Annotated in this window: 16 protein-coding genes and 2 pseudogenes; 5 read left to right on the forward strand and 13 right to left on the reverse strand. The window is 65.8% G+C overall.

Translation table 11 applies throughout. From position 1 onward, the window contains the following. The 3 genes from A5704_RS11205 to A5704_RS11215 form a co-directional block, all read left to right on the forward strand. Positions 1-858, forward strand: an 858-nt coding sequence (locus A5704_RS11205) for an acyl-CoA dehydrogenase family protein (protein WP_067753794.1), incomplete at its 5' end; no start/stop codon positions are given. Next, positions 855-2,057: an acyl-CoA dehydrogenase family protein gene (locus A5704_RS11210; RefSeq protein ID WP_067753785.1), complete on the forward strand. Its 1,203-nt coding sequence runs from the start codon at positions 855-857 to the stop codon at positions 2,055-2,057. The genes A5704_RS11205 and A5704_RS11210, both read left to right, overlap by 4 nt. Next, entirely contained in the window at positions 2,054-3,610 is a 1,557-nt protein-coding gene (locus A5704_RS11215; protein WP_067889026.1) for a class I adenylate-forming enzyme family protein, read from the forward strand. Before A5704_RS11210 ends, A5704_RS11215 begins: the two co-directional genes overlap by 4 nt. Positions 3,611-3,781: 171 nt before the next feature. Here the strand turns inward: A5704_RS11215 and A5704_RS11220 are convergent, their stop codons facing one another. The 12 genes from A5704_RS11220 to A5704_RS11275 all read right to left on the reverse strand — a co-directional run bounded on the left by A5704_RS11220 (position 3,782) and on the right by A5704_RS11275 (position 15,423). After that, positions 3,782-4,960 carry an amidohydrolase family protein gene (locus A5704_RS11220; protein WP_067785706.1) on the reverse strand — a complete coding sequence of 393 codons (1,179 nt, stop codon included), beginning with the start codon at positions 4,958-4,960 and terminating at the stop codon, positions 3,782-3,784. 208 nt (positions 4,961-5,168) lie between these two features. Further along, the gene (locus tag A5704_RS11225) at positions 5,169-6,056 is read right to left on the reverse strand and encodes a TIGR03619 family F420-dependent LLM class oxidoreductase (RefSeq protein ID WP_067785676.1); all 888 of its coding nucleotides are present in this window, start codon (positions 6,054-6,056) and stop codon (positions 5,169-5,171) included. 6 nt (positions 6,057-6,062) lie between these two features. After that, on the reverse strand, positions 6,063-6,821 hold the full coding sequence (locus A5704_RS11230) for an SDR family NAD(P)-dependent oxidoreductase (protein WP_067785679.1): 759 nt from the start codon (positions 6,819-6,821) through the stop codon (positions 6,063-6,065). Next, on the reverse strand, positions 6,818-7,423 hold the full coding sequence (locus A5704_RS11235) for an SDR family oxidoreductase (protein ID WP_067785682.1): 606 nt from the start codon (positions 7,421-7,423) through the stop codon (positions 6,818-6,820). Before A5704_RS11235 ends, A5704_RS11230 begins: the two co-directional genes overlap by 4 nt. A gap of 10 nt (positions 7,424-7,433) precedes the next feature. Beyond that, positions 7,434-7,796 (reverse strand): hypothetical protein, encoded by a 363-nt coding sequence (locus A5704_RS11240; protein ID WP_231968996.1) that lies wholly within the window; start codon positions 7,794-7,796, stop codon positions 7,434-7,436. A 96-nt stretch (positions 7,797-7,892) separates the two neighbouring features. Continuing rightward, positions 7,893-8,552, reverse strand: a complete 660-nt coding sequence (locus A5704_RS11245) for a hypothetical protein (RefSeq protein ID WP_067785688.1) — start codon at positions 8,550-8,552, stop codon at positions 7,893-7,895. 498 nt (positions 8,553-9,050) lie between these two features. Then, positions 9,051-10,502 (reverse strand): class I adenylate-forming enzyme family protein, encoded by a 1,452-nt coding sequence (locus tag A5704_RS11250; RefSeq protein WP_067889029.1) that lies wholly within the window; start codon positions 10,500-10,502, stop codon positions 9,051-9,053. Continuing rightward, positions 10,499-11,299, reverse strand: a complete 801-nt coding sequence (locus tag A5704_RS11255) for an enoyl-CoA hydratase/isomerase family protein (RefSeq protein ID WP_067889032.1) — start codon at positions 11,297-11,299, stop codon at positions 10,499-10,501. Before A5704_RS11255 ends, A5704_RS11250 begins: the two co-directional genes overlap by 4 nt. After that, the gene (locus A5704_RS11260) at positions 11,296-12,111 is read right to left on the reverse strand and encodes an enoyl-CoA hydratase/isomerase family protein (RefSeq protein WP_067889035.1); all 816 of its coding nucleotides are present in this window, start codon (positions 12,109-12,111) and stop codon (positions 11,296-11,298) included. The genes A5704_RS11255 and A5704_RS11260 overlap by 4 nt, the downstream gene beginning before the upstream one ends. After that, on the reverse strand, positions 12,108-13,355 hold the full coding sequence (locus A5704_RS11265) for an acyl-CoA dehydrogenase family protein (RefSeq protein ID WP_082950324.1): 1,248 nt from the start codon (positions 13,353-13,355) through the stop codon (positions 12,108-12,110). Before A5704_RS11265 ends, A5704_RS11260 begins: the two co-directional genes overlap by 4 nt. Positions 13,356-13,361: 6 nt before the next feature. Then, entirely contained in the window at positions 13,362-14,168 is an 807-nt protein-coding gene (locus tag A5704_RS11270) for an enoyl-CoA hydratase/isomerase family protein (protein ID WP_067753749.1), read from the reverse strand. A 4-nt stretch (positions 14,169-14,172) separates the two neighbouring features. Beyond that, entirely contained in the window at positions 14,173-15,423 is a 1,251-nt protein-coding gene (locus A5704_RS11275; RefSeq protein WP_067785700.1) for a hypothetical protein, read from the reverse strand. Between the two features lie 52 nt (positions 15,424-15,475). Here A5704_RS11275 and A5704_RS11280 point away from each other — a divergent pair, with 52 nt between their 5' ends. After that, complete coding sequence (locus A5704_RS11280; RefSeq protein WP_067785703.1) at positions 15,476-16,303, forward strand: enoyl-CoA hydratase/isomerase family protein; 828 nt, start codon at positions 15,476-15,478, stop codon at positions 16,301-16,303. A gap of 11 nt (positions 16,304-16,314) precedes the next feature. Here the strand turns inward: A5704_RS11280 and A5704_RS11285 are convergent. Next, a pseudogene (locus A5704_RS11285) lies at positions 16,315-16,629 on the reverse strand (short-chain dehydrogenase); the annotation flags it as partial. Between A5704_RS11285 and A5704_RS11290 the strand changes: the two are divergent. Beyond that, a pseudogene (locus A5704_RS11290) lies at positions 16,622-16,831 on the forward strand (SDR family NAD(P)-dependent oxidoreductase); the annotation flags it as partial. The pseudogenes A5704_RS11285 and A5704_RS11290 overlap by 8 nt on opposite strands.

The raw sequence follows: 16,831 nt of genomic DNA on the forward strand, positions 1-16,831 counted from the left end.
GACTGGACCGGCCTGCTCGTGGATGAGGTGCTGGGGGGCACCGGGTGGCGTCCGGTCGAGGCCTGCGTCGTGGCGGAGGAGCTTGGTCGAGCGCAGGACGGGTCGGCGTGGTTGGGAACCACGATCGGTGCCGCGGCGCTCGCCTCCGCGCCCGGGTACCCCAGGCAACAGTTGCTGCCCGGCCTGCTCGCCGGGACCGCGACGGCCGGCGTCGCGATCGTCGGCGAGCCCGCACGGATCATCCGCGGCGACCAGGCCGACATCGTCATACTCCTGGGAAGCAACGGAATTCACCTGCTGCGCGATTTGGATCGCGACCAGTTCGAGTTGGACCCCGACCTGCTGGACGTCACCCGAACCGTATGGCGTTTCGACGCGAAGGCCGCACCCGGCGACGTGATCGGATCTGTCGAACGGGCCGACCAGTTGGCCGCCGTGGCCCGACTGCTGGTCGCCGCCGATTCGGTGGGCGCCGTGTCGATGACCCTCGAGCGGCTGACGGCATACCTCAAGGAGCGCATCGCATTCGGGGCCCCGATCGCGAGCTTTCAGGCGATTCAGCACCGGCTGGTCGAGCTGCTGGTCTTCGAGGTCAAAGCGCGCGCCGTCGTCATGAGGGCGGCGCGGGCACTCGCTGCGGGAGAGGAGAGGGCGACCTTGCTGACGGCGGCGGCGCACGCGTTCGTCGCGGCGAAGGCCGCCGCCGCCGTCGACGAGTGCATGCAACTTTCGGGCGGCATCGGTTTCACGTGGGAGTATCCGCTGCATTACGAGCTGCGTCGGGTCTTCACCAACGGCCACCTGATCGGCACGGCGCGTTCGAGCCGGGCGCTGGTGGCGGAGGTGTCGGGTTGGTGAGCGTGGTTTGGAGCCGTCCCACCGATGCGCAGCTGGCCGACTTCAGAGAGCGGGTCAGGGCACACATCGCCGAACACGCGCCGCCGATCGAAGCCCGCGAAGGCCACCGTGCGCCGCAGACCCCCGCGCAAGAAGCCCTGCTGCGCGCGTGGTTCGCCGGCCTGTTCGAGGCGGGCCTCGTGGGCGCGGATTGGCCGGTCCAACACGGCGGTCGCGACGATCACCACCCACTGCACGACCGCATCGTCAGCGAGGAGATCCTGCGCGCCCGCGCGCCACGCCCGGTGGACCAGGTGAACCTGGCGGCACACGTGCTCTTGCACTTCGGATCCGACGAGCAGAAGCAGCGGCTACTGCCACCCATCCGGCGCAGCGAGCACGTCTGGTGCCAACTGCTCAGCGAACCCGATGCGGGTAGCGACATCGCCGCGGTGCGCAGCCGCGGGGTGCGGCAACCCGACGGCGGTTGGGTGATCGACGGCCAGAAGACCTGGATCACCGACGGACACTGGGCCGACATGGGCCTCGCCCTGATCCGCACCGACCCGACGTCCTCGCGCCACCACGGCCTGTCCGTCTTCACCGTGCCGCTCTCGGCGGAGGGTGTCGAGGTTCGTCCGATCCGCACGATCGGCGATGCGATCGAGGTCAATGAGGTCTTCCTCAGCGGGGTCGAGCTCGGTCCGGAGAGCCTGATCGGCGAGGTGGGCCAGGGCTGGTCGATCATCATGGCCGGCTTGGACTTTGAACGATTCGGCATCGGCGGCAACGTCATCTTGCTCGAACTCTTGATCGACGATTTGGTCACCGTGGCCCGGAACGCGCTCATCGACGGCGAGCCCGCACTGGACTCCACCGACATCCGCCAGCAGGTCGCCGAGTTGGCCGTCGAGGCCGAGGTAGCCAAGGCGTTCATCGACGACCATGTGGAGCGGCTGACGTCGGGTGAGGAACGACCGGGCGACGGCTCGATCGCGAAGTTGAGCTTCGCCGAAACCTATCACCGTGTCGCGGCCTATGGCGCCGAGCTGGCCGCATCGGCGATTGCCGCGGGGACTGCGGACCCCGATGTGGATCGCGCCAAACAACGCCTGCGTGAATGCTGGCTGTGGTCCCGGGCCTACACGATATCCGGTGGCAGCTCGGAAATGATGCGCAACATCCTGGCCAAGCGGCGACTGCACTTGCCGAGCCGATGACCGCATACCCGGCGGCGGAGACCTATTGGTCCCTGGTCGAGACGGCGGCGCGGGCGCATCCCGATCGGGTGGTCCTAGTCGACGACTACGGTCGGGCCCTGTCGTGCGAGCAGCTGTACGAATCCGCACTGACATGCGCGGCGGCGTTGGCGCAACGCGGAATTGGCGCGGGAACGGTGGTGTCGTGGCAGCTGCCGACGACGCTGGAGACGATGGTCGTCATGGTGGCGCTGGCGCGCCTCGGGGCGGTCCAAAACCCGGTACTGCCGATCTGGCGGGAGAGCGAATTACGTTTTGTGACAACGCAGCTCGCGACCGACGTCCTCATCGTTCCCGGGGTGTGGCGCAATTTCGACCACATCGCGCTCGCCCAGCGGATCGGTGATCAGCAACCCATGACTGTCGTGGTCATCGACCACGACGAGCCCATCACCGGCGCACTTCGGCTACCCGCCGGTGATCCGGCGGCGCTGCCTGCGCCGCCACAATCGGGCGAGGAGCCGCGCTGGATCTACTATTCGTCGGGCACAACGGCGTCCCCGAAAGGCGCGCGGCACTGCGACCGCTCGGTCATCGCCGGCTCGGCAGGCGTCGTCGCCATCGTCGGCGCCTCCAGTAGCGACGTCAACCCGATCGCCTTTCCGGTGTCGCACATCGGGGGAGCCGCCATGCTCGCTGCCGCCCTCCATACCGGCATGCGACTGGTGCTCTTCGACACCTTCGATCCCGTGGAGACCCCCTTCGCCATCGCTGCGCACCGGCCGACTCTGCTGGGCAGCGCCACCCCGTTCTTCGTCGCCTTCATGGCGGCGCAGGCAAAACACGGCGCCGAACCGCTATATCCCGATCTGCGTGGCTGTGTCGGCGGTGGTGCACCCATCACCGCGGAGTTGGGACATCAAGTGCGGCAGACCTTCTCGGTCGACGGTGTGGCCAATTCCTGGGGACTGACCGAATTTCCGGTCGCCACCTCCCAAGCACCGAACGGCCCTCCGGAGCTGCTGGACCACACCGTCGGCAAACCCGTGCCGGGCGTCTCAGTGCGAGTCGTCGACGAATCCGAGCGGCCGGTCGAGCCCGGGGAGGAGGGGGAGCTGCGGCTCAAGGGCCCGCAATGCTTCCTCGGCTACGTCGATGCGTCATTAGATGCCCAGGCATTCGACGCCGGCGGGTGGTTTCGCACCGGCGATCTGGGACGCATCGACCAACAGGGCAATGTCGTCGTCACGGGGCGCATCAAGGACGCGATCATCCGCAACGCGGAGAACATCTCGGCCCTCGAGATCGAGGGCGTCCTGGCGAGCCACCCTGCGATCGCCGACGTCGCGGTCATCGGCGTACCCGATGAGCGGACCGGCGAACGGGTGTGTGCCGTCGTCGTCGCCCGCCCGGGTGCGGCGGTCACGCTCTCTTCGGTTTCCGAACATTGCCAAGCCCGGGGGCTGAGCAGGCACAAGTCGCCCGAACGGCTCGAGATCGTCGATGCGCTGCCACGTAATCTCACCGGCAAGGTGCTCAAGAATGAACTCCGGACCCGGTTCGGGGACCGGTGAGCGTTCGTGACAACCCCGATCCGATTCCCGGGCAAGGCGATCTCCTGCCCGAGACACGCAGCACCGCGAATGCCATAAGGATCGGTCTTGTCGGTGAAGATACTTATGCCGACGCGGGGAGATGTTCAACATCTCCTGGCCGTACCTGAGGCGATTCGCCGCCGGACTCGGCTAGATGCCGATCAGCTCCTTCAGATTGCCGCCCATCACTCGTGCTGTGGTTGCGGCGGGGAGGTTTTCGAGCTCATTGACGAAGTCCGCGGGCGCGGCCAATCCCTCGGGATGCGGGTAGTCCGAGCCGAACATCACCCGCTTCTCACCGAGGATGTCGATGAGGTGCGACATGTCCTCCTCGTGAAACGGGTTCACCCACACGTGCCTTCGGAAGACATCACACGGGTGCTCACTGAATTCGCGCGGCTTCTTGCGGTACACCCGATCGAAAACGTCCATCAGGCGCTGAGCCCACGAACCGCCGTTCTCGACCACACCGATGCGTAGGCCGGGGAAGCGCTCGAACACCCCATGGGCGATGAAGGCCGCGAGCGTATCGAAGATGTGGCGGCTCTCCTCGTAGATGAAGCCGCGGAACTTCGTCAGCTGGAAACCCTGGAACTCGTTGCCGCCCTCCCAGTCGGAGAGGTAGCGGTCGTAGCCGGCGTCGGAGTTGTGCATCTGGACCGAGATGCCCGACGACTCGACCAATCTCCAGAAACGGTCGAACTCGGGCAACGCGGGTGAACGCGAGGTTCCGTCCTCCCTGGGCACCGGCGCCGGCCGGATCAGCACCGTCTTCGCCCCGTTTTCCAGGCACCATTCGAGTTCCGCAACGCCCTTCGACGGATCGTTGAGTGAGATCGCCGGGACGGGGAAGATGCGGTCCTTGACGTTGAACGTCCAGTCCTCGAGCAGCCAGCGGTTGAAGGCGTGGGTTACCGCGTGGGTGAGCTCGGTGTCGCACTTGGTCCGTTCCTCGAGCATGCCCGCCGTGGTGGGAAACATCAGCGCGCCATCAACGCCCTGGCGGTCCATCAACGCCAGGCGCAGGTCGGGGCGCCGGAACTCGTCTGGACAGCGGATGGGCTCGGCGAGCTCGCGCAGCGTCTTTCCCTCCGGGTTGATCCCGCGGTAGTAGTCGGCCCATGCGCCGGGAGTGGGAATCACCTCGTAGGTGGGGTTGGGTATCGTCTCGGTGATAACGCCGAGGATCTGGAGCTTCTTGCGGCCATTGACGTCGACGAACTTCAATGCTTCGGAGTATTTCTCCGGCAGATAGCGCGTGTAGGCGTCGATCGTCTCGTACATGTGATTGTCCGCATCCCACACCTCGAACGCACGGGGTTCGGTCATCGTCATTCCTTTCCACGAAGCAGTCGAGATCGCCGAAAGCCTGCTCGCAGATTTGTCCGCCATATGCATGGCCAACGGCGCGGATGGCAACCGGCAACGCCACTATCACAAACCGAGAGTAGACGTTCTCGCCCTAATACTGTCCGAAACCGTCGCGAACGGCAAGGTCGCACCGCGCGTCAAGGGCTGGAGGGCCGTCCGGCCCGATTCACTGGTTCGCCGCATCAGCGACCTCCGGCATCCGGTCGATGATGCGGTGCGGCTCGTCGGCCGATAGAAGGACCTGAACATGATCGATGCCCAGTCGGCGGTAGGCATCGCATGACTCGGCCAATGATCGGGCGCCGGAATAAGCGGTGGATGCGACCTTGTATAAGCTCGCCGACGATCTGCCGCGCGCGTCGGCTAACCGGTTCAGAGACGCGACGAGCCCGGCCAGCCGTCCAACGGACGTCGGCGCGGAAATCCACCCGTCGCCGACACGCGCCGCTCGGTCGAGCGCGGTGTCAGAGTGCCCGCCCACCAGGATCGGAATGGGTCGTCGTGCGGGGTGCGGCCGGGGATCCATCGGTGCGAAATCGTAGAATTTCCCATGGAATTCGACGTAGGGATCGTCCGCACACCATAGGGTGCGCAACAACCGGATGTGTTCCTCGCTGCGGGCGCCACGGTTGTCCCATGGCATGCCCATCGCTGTCGCCTCTTCCTTCAGCCACCCGACTCCGACGCCGTACACGAGCCGGCCGCCCGAGAACGCGTCGAGCGAAGCGAGTTGTCTTGCGTTGCCGATCGGATTGCGAAGCGGCAGTACGGCGACCGATGATCCGAGCCCAATCGTGCTCGTCAACCCGGCAACCCAACTGAGCGTCGTCATGAGTTCAAAGTTGGGGGCGAGATTGTCGGCGAGCCAGCCGTCGGCGACTGGCGTGGGCCTGCGGCCCAGCGGATACAGCGAATCGCTGTGACGGGGCAAAACGAGATGGTCGACCGCCCAGAGCCGGTCGACTCCGCAACCCTCGGCGGTCTGCGCGAAGTCGCGGATGAACGACGGTGACGCGTTCGGGCCGCTGTGCGGAAGAACAAGACCGATTTCCACGACGGCTTAGAGGTTGGTGAAGTGGCCGCCGTCGACCCCTATCGTCTGTCCGGTGAGATACCTGGCCTTGGGGCCCACGAGGAAAGTGACCGCCGCACCGACGTCGCTCTGCGGATCGCCGATGCGGCCCAGCGGGATCCGCCGCGCCAGCCGCTCCTCCATCGCGGGTTCGGCTTCGATCGCCGCCGTCATCGCCGGTGAATATGCAAGCGGCGATATCACATTGACCGTGATGCCGTAGGCGCCCCATTCGCGGGCCAGGCTTTTGGCGAAGCCCCGCAGTGCGCCCTTCACCGTGGCATAGAGCGGCAGTGTGGCGCTGCCTTCGATCCCGGCGGGTGAGGTCATCACCAGGAACGTCCCTGCCCGTTCACGCAGCGCTTGGAAGGCTGCGCTCGCACAGTGATAGGCGCCGGTCACCGACACGCTGATGTGGTCGCGCCACAGCGACTCACCGACGTCCTCGAGTCGGTGCGGCTGGCTGGATGCGTTGCTTGTGGCATTGTGTACCAGCGCATCCAGGCGCCCGGTCGTCATCACCGCGGCCTCGACGGCGCCGATGACCGACTCGGCTACGGTGACGTCGCAGCGGACCCAGCTTGCCCGACAACCGGCCTCGCTGAGTTCCGCTGCAACCGCCCGCCCACTTTCCGATCGGGTGGCGACGAAGACGTGCGCGCCGTCGACCGCGAGGGCACGCGCGATGCCGTGCCCGACACCGCCGCCGGCTCCAGTGACCAGCACCGTGTAATCGTTGATCGTCATGGGAGCATCACGGCTCCGCCGTCGACGATGACGGTTTCGCCGACCAGACCCGTGACCTCGGGCTTGAGTAGGAATCGTGTCGTCTCGACGATCGTTTCGATGAGCGAGTCATCGTCCTGAAGCGCTGCCGCGGTCACATGGCTGGCTGACGCGCTCAGCCGCGGCGCGAAAAGACGAAGCGGGGCGGCAACCATGTTGACGATCAGGTTTTGAGAAGCCCATTGGCGAGCGGCGGATTTGGCCATCGCACGGATTCCCTCGAGCGCGGTGGCGTACGGGACGAGATACGGCGCTCCCGTCATCCCGATCGATGGCAGCACCAGCACGATTCGTCCTCCACCTTTGTCGCGCATCGAGGAGTATGACCGTTGCAAAGCGGCGAGCGCGTGTCGCATCGGTTGTTCGGCGAATCGGCCCCAGTCCGGCGGACTCAACGTGCTGACGGGCGTCGGCTCGAGGGCCGGATCGACGCCGATCACTATGACTACGTGGTCCGTGTTCGGCTGAGTCGGTTCGTCGAGGTTGTGGACGACCGACTTGAGACTTGCTGCGATCGCCCACGAGATGGCATCGCTGCGCCCTATGACGTGCGGAGTTGTCATGTGCGCCGCCCTACGGTTTTGGAATCGCCGACGCCTTCGCTTGCCGTGCGATTCGCTCGTCGTGGATCTTCACCAGTTCGCGGAAGCCGATCCGGTTGTACCGCGGGTGGGGTTGGACCCCCCAGTCGTCTTTCGCGGTGTGTTGGCCGGCGGCCTCCGGAGCACCGCCGAACGGCGGGCCCCCGAGGGGATAGGGCTGCCTGCATTCGAGCGAGTCATCGGAGTAGCGCACCTTCAGCAATTCGCTGCAGATTTGGGTGAGGGACAGCGTGGGCCACCCGTACCAGACTGCCATCACCGGCACGGTGAGCGACCCCTCGATCACCAACCCGAACAGGCAGACGAACAGCCCCCGTTTGAGCCACGTGTGCATCCGCGCCCAAGCCGACGTCGTGCCCGGCGGTAGCGGCTCGGCCGGCGCGACTGCGTCCACAGTTGATTCAGACACGATAGTCCTTCCCAGGATCGGTCAGTCGGAGAAGATTTCCCGGTTCACGGTGTGCAGGTAAGGGATTGCGAGGAACGGCGTGATGTAAAAGATGTTGTAGGCCCACCAGGCCAGCACCGGCAGGCCTACCGCCGCGTACCGCACATCGGCATACAACGTCATGTTGAAGATGTAGCCGGTCCAGACCACCACACCGAACCAGCAAGTGACGATCATCCACTGGTGGCCCCAGCGCTTCATCTGCAGGAAGCCGATCGCTGCGGCCATCCGCATCGGAAAGGCGATGAGCACGCACACGAGAACCCACGCCTTCTCCCCGGGCGCACCGGCACCTCCGATCCAGAGCTCGTTGTAGTGCCAGAAGTAGCCCCCGTCCATCAGGTTCCCCCAAGCGGTGAACACGGTGCGGGTTATCAGGGCGTGATTGGCGAACAGGTCGAGTGCCCAACCGATGCTGTTCAGGGCCGCGTCCAGGATGATCACGTAACCGATGAGCGTGACCATGAGTGGACGCACCGACAGGCCCTCGCGTTGCGCATTGCGCAACAGGTACAGGCCACGCACGAACAGGGGGAGCCCGAGGACGCCGAGCACGAGCGTGCCCATCAGTGCCGTGCCGGCTATGAGCCAGAGATCCGCCTGTCGTTGAGCCCGCCGGCTCCGGCGTTCGTGTTCGTCCAAAGTCGCTGACGCGAATGAGGATGCACCGTTCCCGCGGCGCGTTATCGCAGAGGGCAATCGCATGGGCCTACCAATCTCTTGTCAGCAACATGGAGAGCTGGATGAGAAACATCGTCAGCAGGAGGCCGTATATCCAGATTTGGAAAACGATGAGGCCGCGCCTACGCCGGCGATCCTGTTCGTCCACCGCGCTGACTCCTCCTTAGGAAATTGATAGCCGGCCCGAGGCGACTCCACTCAGGGCCGTTCGCTGCGGTCAGAAAGTCCCGATGTTGGACAACATCCAGTAGAAGAAGGCAACCAATGCGCACATCACCCCCCACGTAATCACCATCCGCACCAATTCTTCGATCACATCCGTTGCTCCCGTCTCCGCAACGCGTTTGGAAATCCATATTTCCCCGCGATGATAGCATCATTATCAATTGCGAGAATTGGCATTATCGCATTCAGGGTTGGCCAAGCTCCCGGGCTTCGACAATTGCTGAGTCCGAGCCTTCACGCGTCGGCCATGGCGGCGAGCTCGCGCTTGACCACCTTGCCGACGTCGTTGCGCGGCAGCCGGTCGACGAACACGAATCGCACGGGTACGCGGTACGGCGTCAATCGATCCCGGCACCACGCGGCGAGGCTGTCTTCTGTCACGCCGTGATCACGTCGCACGACGAATGCCCAGGGCACCTCGCCGAGCCGCTCGTCGGGGATGCCAACGACGGCGGCTTCCCGCACGCCGCCTGCGGCGAGAATGACGTCTTCGACGGTGCCCGGGAAGACCTTGAGGCCGCCACGGTTGATCATGTCGGACACCCGGCCGTCGAGCCAGAGGAACCCGTCGTCGTCGAACCAGCCCAAGTCGCCGGTGTGAAACCAGCCGTCATCGGTGAGCCGGTCGAGGAAGGCCGGATCGATGTTGCGCGCCGCTGTCGTCGGCGTGCGCACCAGCACCTCGTCATCGGCAATCCTGACGTCGATGCCGGGCAGAGGCCGCCCCACCGATCCGAGTTTGGTCTCTCCCCACTCGCGGGCGTCGGCGGCCGACCACCCCACCACCTCGCCACCGAGTTCGGTCTGGCCGTAGGAGTTCAGCACGATCACGCCGAACTTGTCCCTGAATCGGGCCGCTTGCACAGGCGACAGGGGAGCGGTGATCGATCGCACGATCTTCAGCGGCGACAGGTCCGTGACCGAGTCGTCGTGCAACACCATGGTGAGCGCCGCGGGCGGCAGCACCGTGGAACGCAGCTGATGCCGCCGAACCAGCGCGGCGAAGTCCGACGGGGAAAATCGCTCCATCAGCACCACGCCCGAACCCGCCCGGAACGCGAACAGCACCTGATAGATACCCGCCCACAACGACAACGACAACGGCACGAGGTTCGGCATCGGCGGACGCTTCGGTGCGTCGGTAATAGCTTTCTTCCCACGAAGTTTCGCCAACAGTCGGTCGATCAGGTCGAGCACCGTGGTGTGCCGAAGGGGCACCGGCTTCGGCGGGCCCGTGGTGCCGGAGGTGAACTGCAACAGTGCCACATCGTCGTCGTAGGACCGCGCGTGCGCGGGCAAGTCGCGCCTTGCCGCCGTTGCCCACGCCAACGCGTCACCGGTGACGACGGGGATTTCGAACGTCGAGAATCTCGGCGCCAGTTCGGGTGTCGTGACGACGGCGACGGGCCGCAACGTCGTCAGCTGGGCCGCTATCTCGGCGTCGGCCGCCCTGGGGTTCAACGGTGTGTACACCCCACCGGCGCGCCACGTGCCGAACAGCGCGGCGATGGTGGTTGCGTCGTTGGGCAGCATGGCGGCGACAACCTGTCCCCTCGCCAATCCGATTGCCGCGAGGAGCGCGCCGAGTTGGTCGGAACTGGCCACCAGCTCGTCGCGCGACACCTCGCCATCGACCAAGTGCACGGCGACATCCGGCAGGCCGTCAAGCAGATCCACCAGGCTCACGAATCGGCCTCCAACGGAGCCCAATTCGGAGTTCGCTTGTCCGCGAAGGCAAGGGGGCCCTCGTTCTGGTCGGGGTGCCCCCACATCGACGTCAGGTGCTTGGCGCCGGCGCGGCACGCATCGGTCAGGCCGTATTCGAGTGCGCCCCACAGTGCACGCTTGGTGGCACGCATCGCCGCGGGCGAGTTTCTGGCGATCTTCTCGGCCAGCTCCTGGGCGACCTCGCGCAGCTTTTCGGGCGGATCCACGACCTGGCTGATCATGCCGAGCTGGTACGCACGATGGGCGCTGAGCCGTTCGTGGCTGCCCACCAACGCCATCCGCAACACCGCCTCGGCCGGCATCCTGCGCATCAGCGCGATGGTTTCCAAAGCGCTGACCTGGCCGATCGAGACGTGCGGGTCGACGAAGCTCGCGTCCGATGACGCGATGACGATGTCGGCGTCGGCCACCCAGTGCAACCCGCCACCGGCGCATACCCCGTTGACAGCCGTGATGACCGGCTTCTCGACGTTGCAGTGCCACGCCGTCAGCTTGAGGTCCAGCGTGCGCATGGTCTCCTGAAACTGCAGCACGGCCTCGCCGTCGAGCTCCTCGACGTCGGCCCCCACCTGGAACGCTCGCCCGTTGCCGGTGTGCACGATGACGCGGACGTCTGGGTCGGCATTCAATTCCGACCACGCTTTCGGGAATTCCTCACGCATCACAACGTCATACGCGTTGAGCCGGTCGGGGCGGTTGTTGATGATCCAGCCCACCGGCCCGCGCCGCTCGACGACCAGCCTCTGATACGTCATGAAGCCTCCACAGCGCCGGACGGTGCTTGCCACCGCGGTGTGCGCTTCTCGCGCCACGCCCTGGCGCCCTCGCCGTGGTCGGGGTGATTGCGCAGCCGCCAGATCTCATCGGAGGCATCCCGGCGGGCCTGCGTCATACCGACTTCCAGGCAGTGCCACAGCGCCTTCTTGGTGGCGCGCAACGCGGTCGGCGAATTTCCGGCGATCGCGGTGGCGAGCCGAAGCGCCGCGGCGCGAAGCCGATCGGCGGCTACCACCTCGGACAAGATGCCCAACTCGTAGGCGCGTTGCGCCGAGATGCGTTCGCCCCTGCCGCTCAACGCCATCCGGGTGATTGCCTCCATCGGAGACTTGCGAAGCAGGGTGATCGCCTCATAGGCGACGGCCTGGCCGAGCGACACGTGCGGGTCGACGAAGGAGGCCTGTTCGGCCGCGATGACGATGTCGGCGTCGGCCACCAGGTGCAGGCCACCGCCCGCGCAAACCCCGTTCACGGCCGCGATCACCGGCTTCCATACCCCGCAATGCCAGGACGAAATCTTCAGCTCCGCGTCCCGAGTTCGACGCGAGTGGCGGCGCATCGCCGCTTTGTCGCGCGCCACCTGCACCACGTCCATCCCCGTGCAGAAGGCTGTGCCGTTGGCCGCGTTGACGATCACCCGGACACCGGGATCGGCATCGAGTTCGGCCCAGGCGGTCTCGAGTTCGTCGAGCATCAACGCGTCGAAGGCGTTGCCCGCGTCCGGCCGGTTCAGGATCAGCCAGCCGATACCCTCAGACTTCTCCACGACCAACCGCTGGTAGGTGCTCACGAGCGCGGAATGTCCTTCCAGGGTTTGCCCTTCCAGGGGTCCGGTTCCTTGGGAAGCCCGAGCACGCGCTCGCCGAGGATGTTCTTGTTGATGTCGGTGGTGCCGCCCTCGGTGCCGTTGGCGAGGCTGCGCAGCATTCCATGGACATCCCGGGGCAGTGCGTCCGGCTCGTCGGTGGCGGGCCAGGCGACCGCGTCCGTACCCAGCAGGTCGACCATGAGGTCCTGAATTTGCTGGTTCAGCGTGGCCTGGTGCACCTTACCGATCGAGGACGCGGCCCCGGGCGATTGGCCGGCCGACAGTGCCGCCCGGACACGGTCATTGGTCCAGCCACGGATCTGCTCCTGGGCCCACAACCGCATGATCTTGTTACGGACGACCGGGTCGTCCCATCGGCCCGTCTCCCGCGCGACGGCGATCAGCCGGTCGGCGCCGGAGCCGCCGAGGCGGCCCATGCCTCCCGACCCGGAACCCGAAACCATCTGCCGCTCACTGGACAGCGTCGATGCGCTGACGCGCCATCCGTCATTGACCTCGCCCACCCGGTGCGCGTCGGGGACCCGGGCATCGTCGATGAAGACTTCGTTGAACTCCGCCTCGCCGGTGATCTGACGCAGTGGTCGTACCTCGACGCCGGCCTGACGCATATCGAGCAGGAAGTAGGTGATGCCCTTGTGCTTGGGTGCGTCCGGATCGGTTCGTGCGAGCAGGATCGCGAAGTCAGCCTCGTCGGCCCAGGTGGTCCAGACCTTTTGGCCCGAGATCAGCCAGCCATCCGCGTCCCGGACGGCCCGTGTCGCCAACGAGGCAAGGTCCGACCCCGCGCCGGGCTCACTGAAGAGCTGACACCACTTCTCCTCGTTGCGCACGATCGGCGGCAGGAAGCGCAACCGCTGCTCTTCCGTACCGTGGCTGAACAACGCCGCAGCAGCGTTGTTGAGCCCCAACGGGTTCAGCCGGGACAGCCGCAGTGGAAGCAGCACCCTATCGATCGCCCGGGCCACCTCGTTGCCGATACCCAGGCCGCCGTATTCGCGCGCCCAGGTCGGCACCACAAGACCGGACTCGGCGAAAACCGGATACCACTGCCGGTAATCCGCGGGGCTCCGCACCGCGCGCAGGGCGACGGGACTCTGCGCGGCGGCCATACGCCAGGATGCCGGCACCTCGGCGTCGACCCATTGTTCGACCGCCGCGACGGCGTCGGCGGCACTGGTGGCCTCGGTGATCGGCAGGGGCGTCACGTTCTTCTAGCGCCCTTGGAACTTTGCTTCGCGTCGGTCGCGGAAGGCCGCCAATCCTTCTTTGAAATCTTCACTGCGGCTGGATAGTTCGAGCGCCATCGCCTCGTTCTGCAGATGACGGTCCAGGTCGAGCCCGTTGCCGCTGTGCAGCAGCCACTTGGTGAGGCCCAGCGCCACCGTGGGCGCATCGCCAAGGCCGGCAGTCAGTTCGCTTGCCACGGTGTCCAATTCGTCGACCGGGGCGGCGGCGTGGATGATGTTCCACTCGGCGGCGGTGGTTCCGGTGATCTCCTTGCCCAGCATCAGCAGTTGCCGGGTGCGGACCAGGCCGATCAGCCGCGGCAGCAGCCAGGCCGCGCCGCTGTCGGGGGTGAAACCGCGGGCCATGAAAGGTTCCCAGAACCGCGCATCCTCGGCGGCGACACAGAAGTCGGATGCGAGTGCGATGTGGAATCCGAGCCCGGCGGCCCAGCCCCGCACTACGGACACGATGGGCACCTGAGTCTCGAGCATCAACGGGATCAACCGGTTCGCTTTGTTGGGCAGCCGGCGCTGCGTGCTACCCACCCTGGGCTTTCGCTCGGAGCGGGCGTTGTTGGCGATGAGGTCGGACCCGGCGCAGAAGTCGGGTCCCGCAGCGTCGATCCTGATGACGCGGACGGATTCGTCGACACCCGCGGCGGCGAAATGCGCGATCATCGCGTCGAGCATGACGTCGTTGACTGCGTTGCGGCGATCCTCGCGGTCCAACCTCAATTGCAAGACCGCACCGCGTTGTTCCGCCGCGAGACCGGGCACACTGTCGTAAGTCATGGGCTCAGGTTTCGGCGAATCGTGCGGCCACGGCGGTGAGCAGGTCCGCGAGATTGGTCGCCCGCCCAGGGGGATCGGGTAGTCGGACGGGTCCGTGTTCGCGGCTGGGGAGCAGAATCGTGGCCGTGCCCGGCGCCGTGATCTGGCCACGATGATTCGTCGCCGCCAACTCGAGATCGACGGCCGGACGATCGTCCTCGGCGAGGTACTTGCGGACCACCGTCCCGGTGACGGTGTGCAGATCGCCGACGTAGTTGAAGAGCCGGAATTCGCAGGCGAGCTTCCACAGCCAGCCATCGTCACCCATCCAGTCGGTGCACAGGTGGATAAGCCACGTCTCGCGCATCCGGCCGTAGTCGAAGGTGGTGGGGTTACCCGCATTGCGGGCTGCCTCCGGTTCCCAGTGCACGCGCTGCTGCGCATCCGGCACACCGTATTCGTTGGGCGTGTAGAAACGGGGGATGCGCTGCCGATTGCGCCATGCCAGTCGCAGGGGCCGCACCCCGTACATGCCGGTCCCCATGCCGACATGCCAGCAGACCATGTCGGTGACCGTCAACGGGCCCTTGGTCAGGGTGCCGATGTCGTCACCCTCGTCGACGTCCTCCCAGGATCGCGGTTCGGCGCCACGCGGGGCTTCGCGCGCGTATCTCTCGTCCAATTCCGCGATCTCGTCCGGCGTCCACGACTTCAGTTCGACGGCCTCGTACTTCTTGCGACCTCGCGCCTTGCTGCGTTCGGTGCGGATCATGTTGCGGTACTGCGCACCCAAGATGACGTCTTCATCGTCTCGGAACACCTGTGCCGACCACTCGTGGACGGCCCGATCGGCGAATTCACTGCTCTTGTCCAGGGCCGCGACCAGAGCGTTGCGCCGGAAGACGCGATGATTGGCCCGCAGCGGCGCCCACCACTCACGCGACGAGGACGCGTAGAAGGCGTGAACGCCGCGCAAGGGGTCACCCTTGGTCAGCGCGCGGTCTTCGTCGGAGAGCGTGGTCACCTCGTCCTCACCTATCAAGGTGTCGCCCCCGACGAGCGCGGGGGGCGCGATCGACTCGCCCCATACGGATTTGGCGGCGTATTCCGCGTCGCTCCACAGCGGGTTGGCGTCGCCGTAGCTCTCCGCTACGTGGCGGAAGCAGTCTTCGTTCGGTCTGAAGTAGTGCGGCGGCTGAGTGTGCGGAACCGCGATCCCGATGGTGGCCCGCAACCGGGCCAACCCCTCGTCGGTAATCTGACCGGTTTCCGGCATGGAAATTAAGATACCCGAAAAGCGGAAACGCCGTTAACGCAGGGATGAGGATATGAGCGAACAAGCATCGGGCATCCTGGTGGCCGTCGGCGATGACGGGGTACTAAGAGTCACCATCGACCGCGCAGACGTCGGAAATTCGTTGTCGCCCTTGGCGCGTCAGGCGCTCAAGGATGCTTTTGCCCTGGCTCATGATCGGTCCGACGTGCGTGCCGTGCTGCTGAGCGCAACGGGTGACCGGCATTTCTGTACCGGCGCCGGCTTGCCGTCCCAGGCGGCAAGCGCTGACCCGCAATCGAAACCCATCGCCGAGAAGCGGCCCGGTGACATCGCCCGCATGCTTCAGCAAGGCTGGCAGCGATTGATTTCCTCGATACTGGATTGCGACAAACCCGTGGTGGCCGCTGTCAACGGTACGGCGGCGGGCGCCGGCGCCAGCTTGGTGCTGGCATCCGATCTGGTGGTGATGTCGGCGCAGGCCAAGCTCGTGGAGGCGTTTGTGCACCGAGGGATCCTGCCCGATTCGGGGGCCATCCACCTGTTGACGAGAATCGTGGGGTTGCGCAAGGCCACTGAACTCTTGATGCTCGGCGAGCCGGTCGACGCTGCCACCTGCGAGAAGCTGGGGCTGGTCAATCGCGTGACCGCACCCGAAGACACCCGGGCGGCCGCCGAGGAGCTCGCGGTACGGCTGGCCGCGGGCCCTACCGTGATGCTGGCGCTGACGAAACGGTTGTTGTCGGTGTCGTCGGAGTCGGATCGACACCGCGCATTCGAGCAGGAGGCCTGGGCGCAGGAGGTGGTGTCGCACACTGCTGACCTCCAAGAGGGCCTCGCCTCGTTCGCGGAACGTCGTGAGCCCAAGTTTCTCGGTCGCTGACCGGCTGTCTGCTAGGCGGCGGTGGGTCCGCCCCGGATGGTGAACGTGGCGCTGTCGTCGATGTCGTCGATCGACGACGCCACCGACTCCGCAGTCAAAGACGTGTCCTCGATTCCCTTGGTGACGCCGATGAACACCCGTGACACCTTCCCGGCGCCGACCGAGTAGATGTGCGCGGTTCGGTCGCACGTCGGATGGCACAGGTAGACCACCACAGGGGTGACGAGCTCGGGGTGCATGGCCTGACCGGCTTCCCCCATGATGTTCTCGGTCATCCGCGTCCGTGCGATGGGGGCGACGGCGTTGATGGCGATGCCGTTGCGGGCACAGAATTACGGACGGATCGTTCAGACCACTTCCGGCACCGGACTTTTCGGGAACTTCGGTCAAGCCAACTACGGCGCCGCCAAGATGGGCCTCATCGGCATGATGCACGTTCTCGCCATCGAAGGTGCCCGCAACGGCATCGCCATCAACGCCGTCGCCCCCATCGCACGGACGCGGATGACCGAGAACATCAACGGGTAG

Origin of the sequence: Mycobacterium sp. E735, from assembly GCF_001666955.1 — a bacterium.
GTDB lineage: Bacteria > Actinomycetota > Actinomycetes > Mycobacteriales > Mycobacteriaceae > Mycobacterium.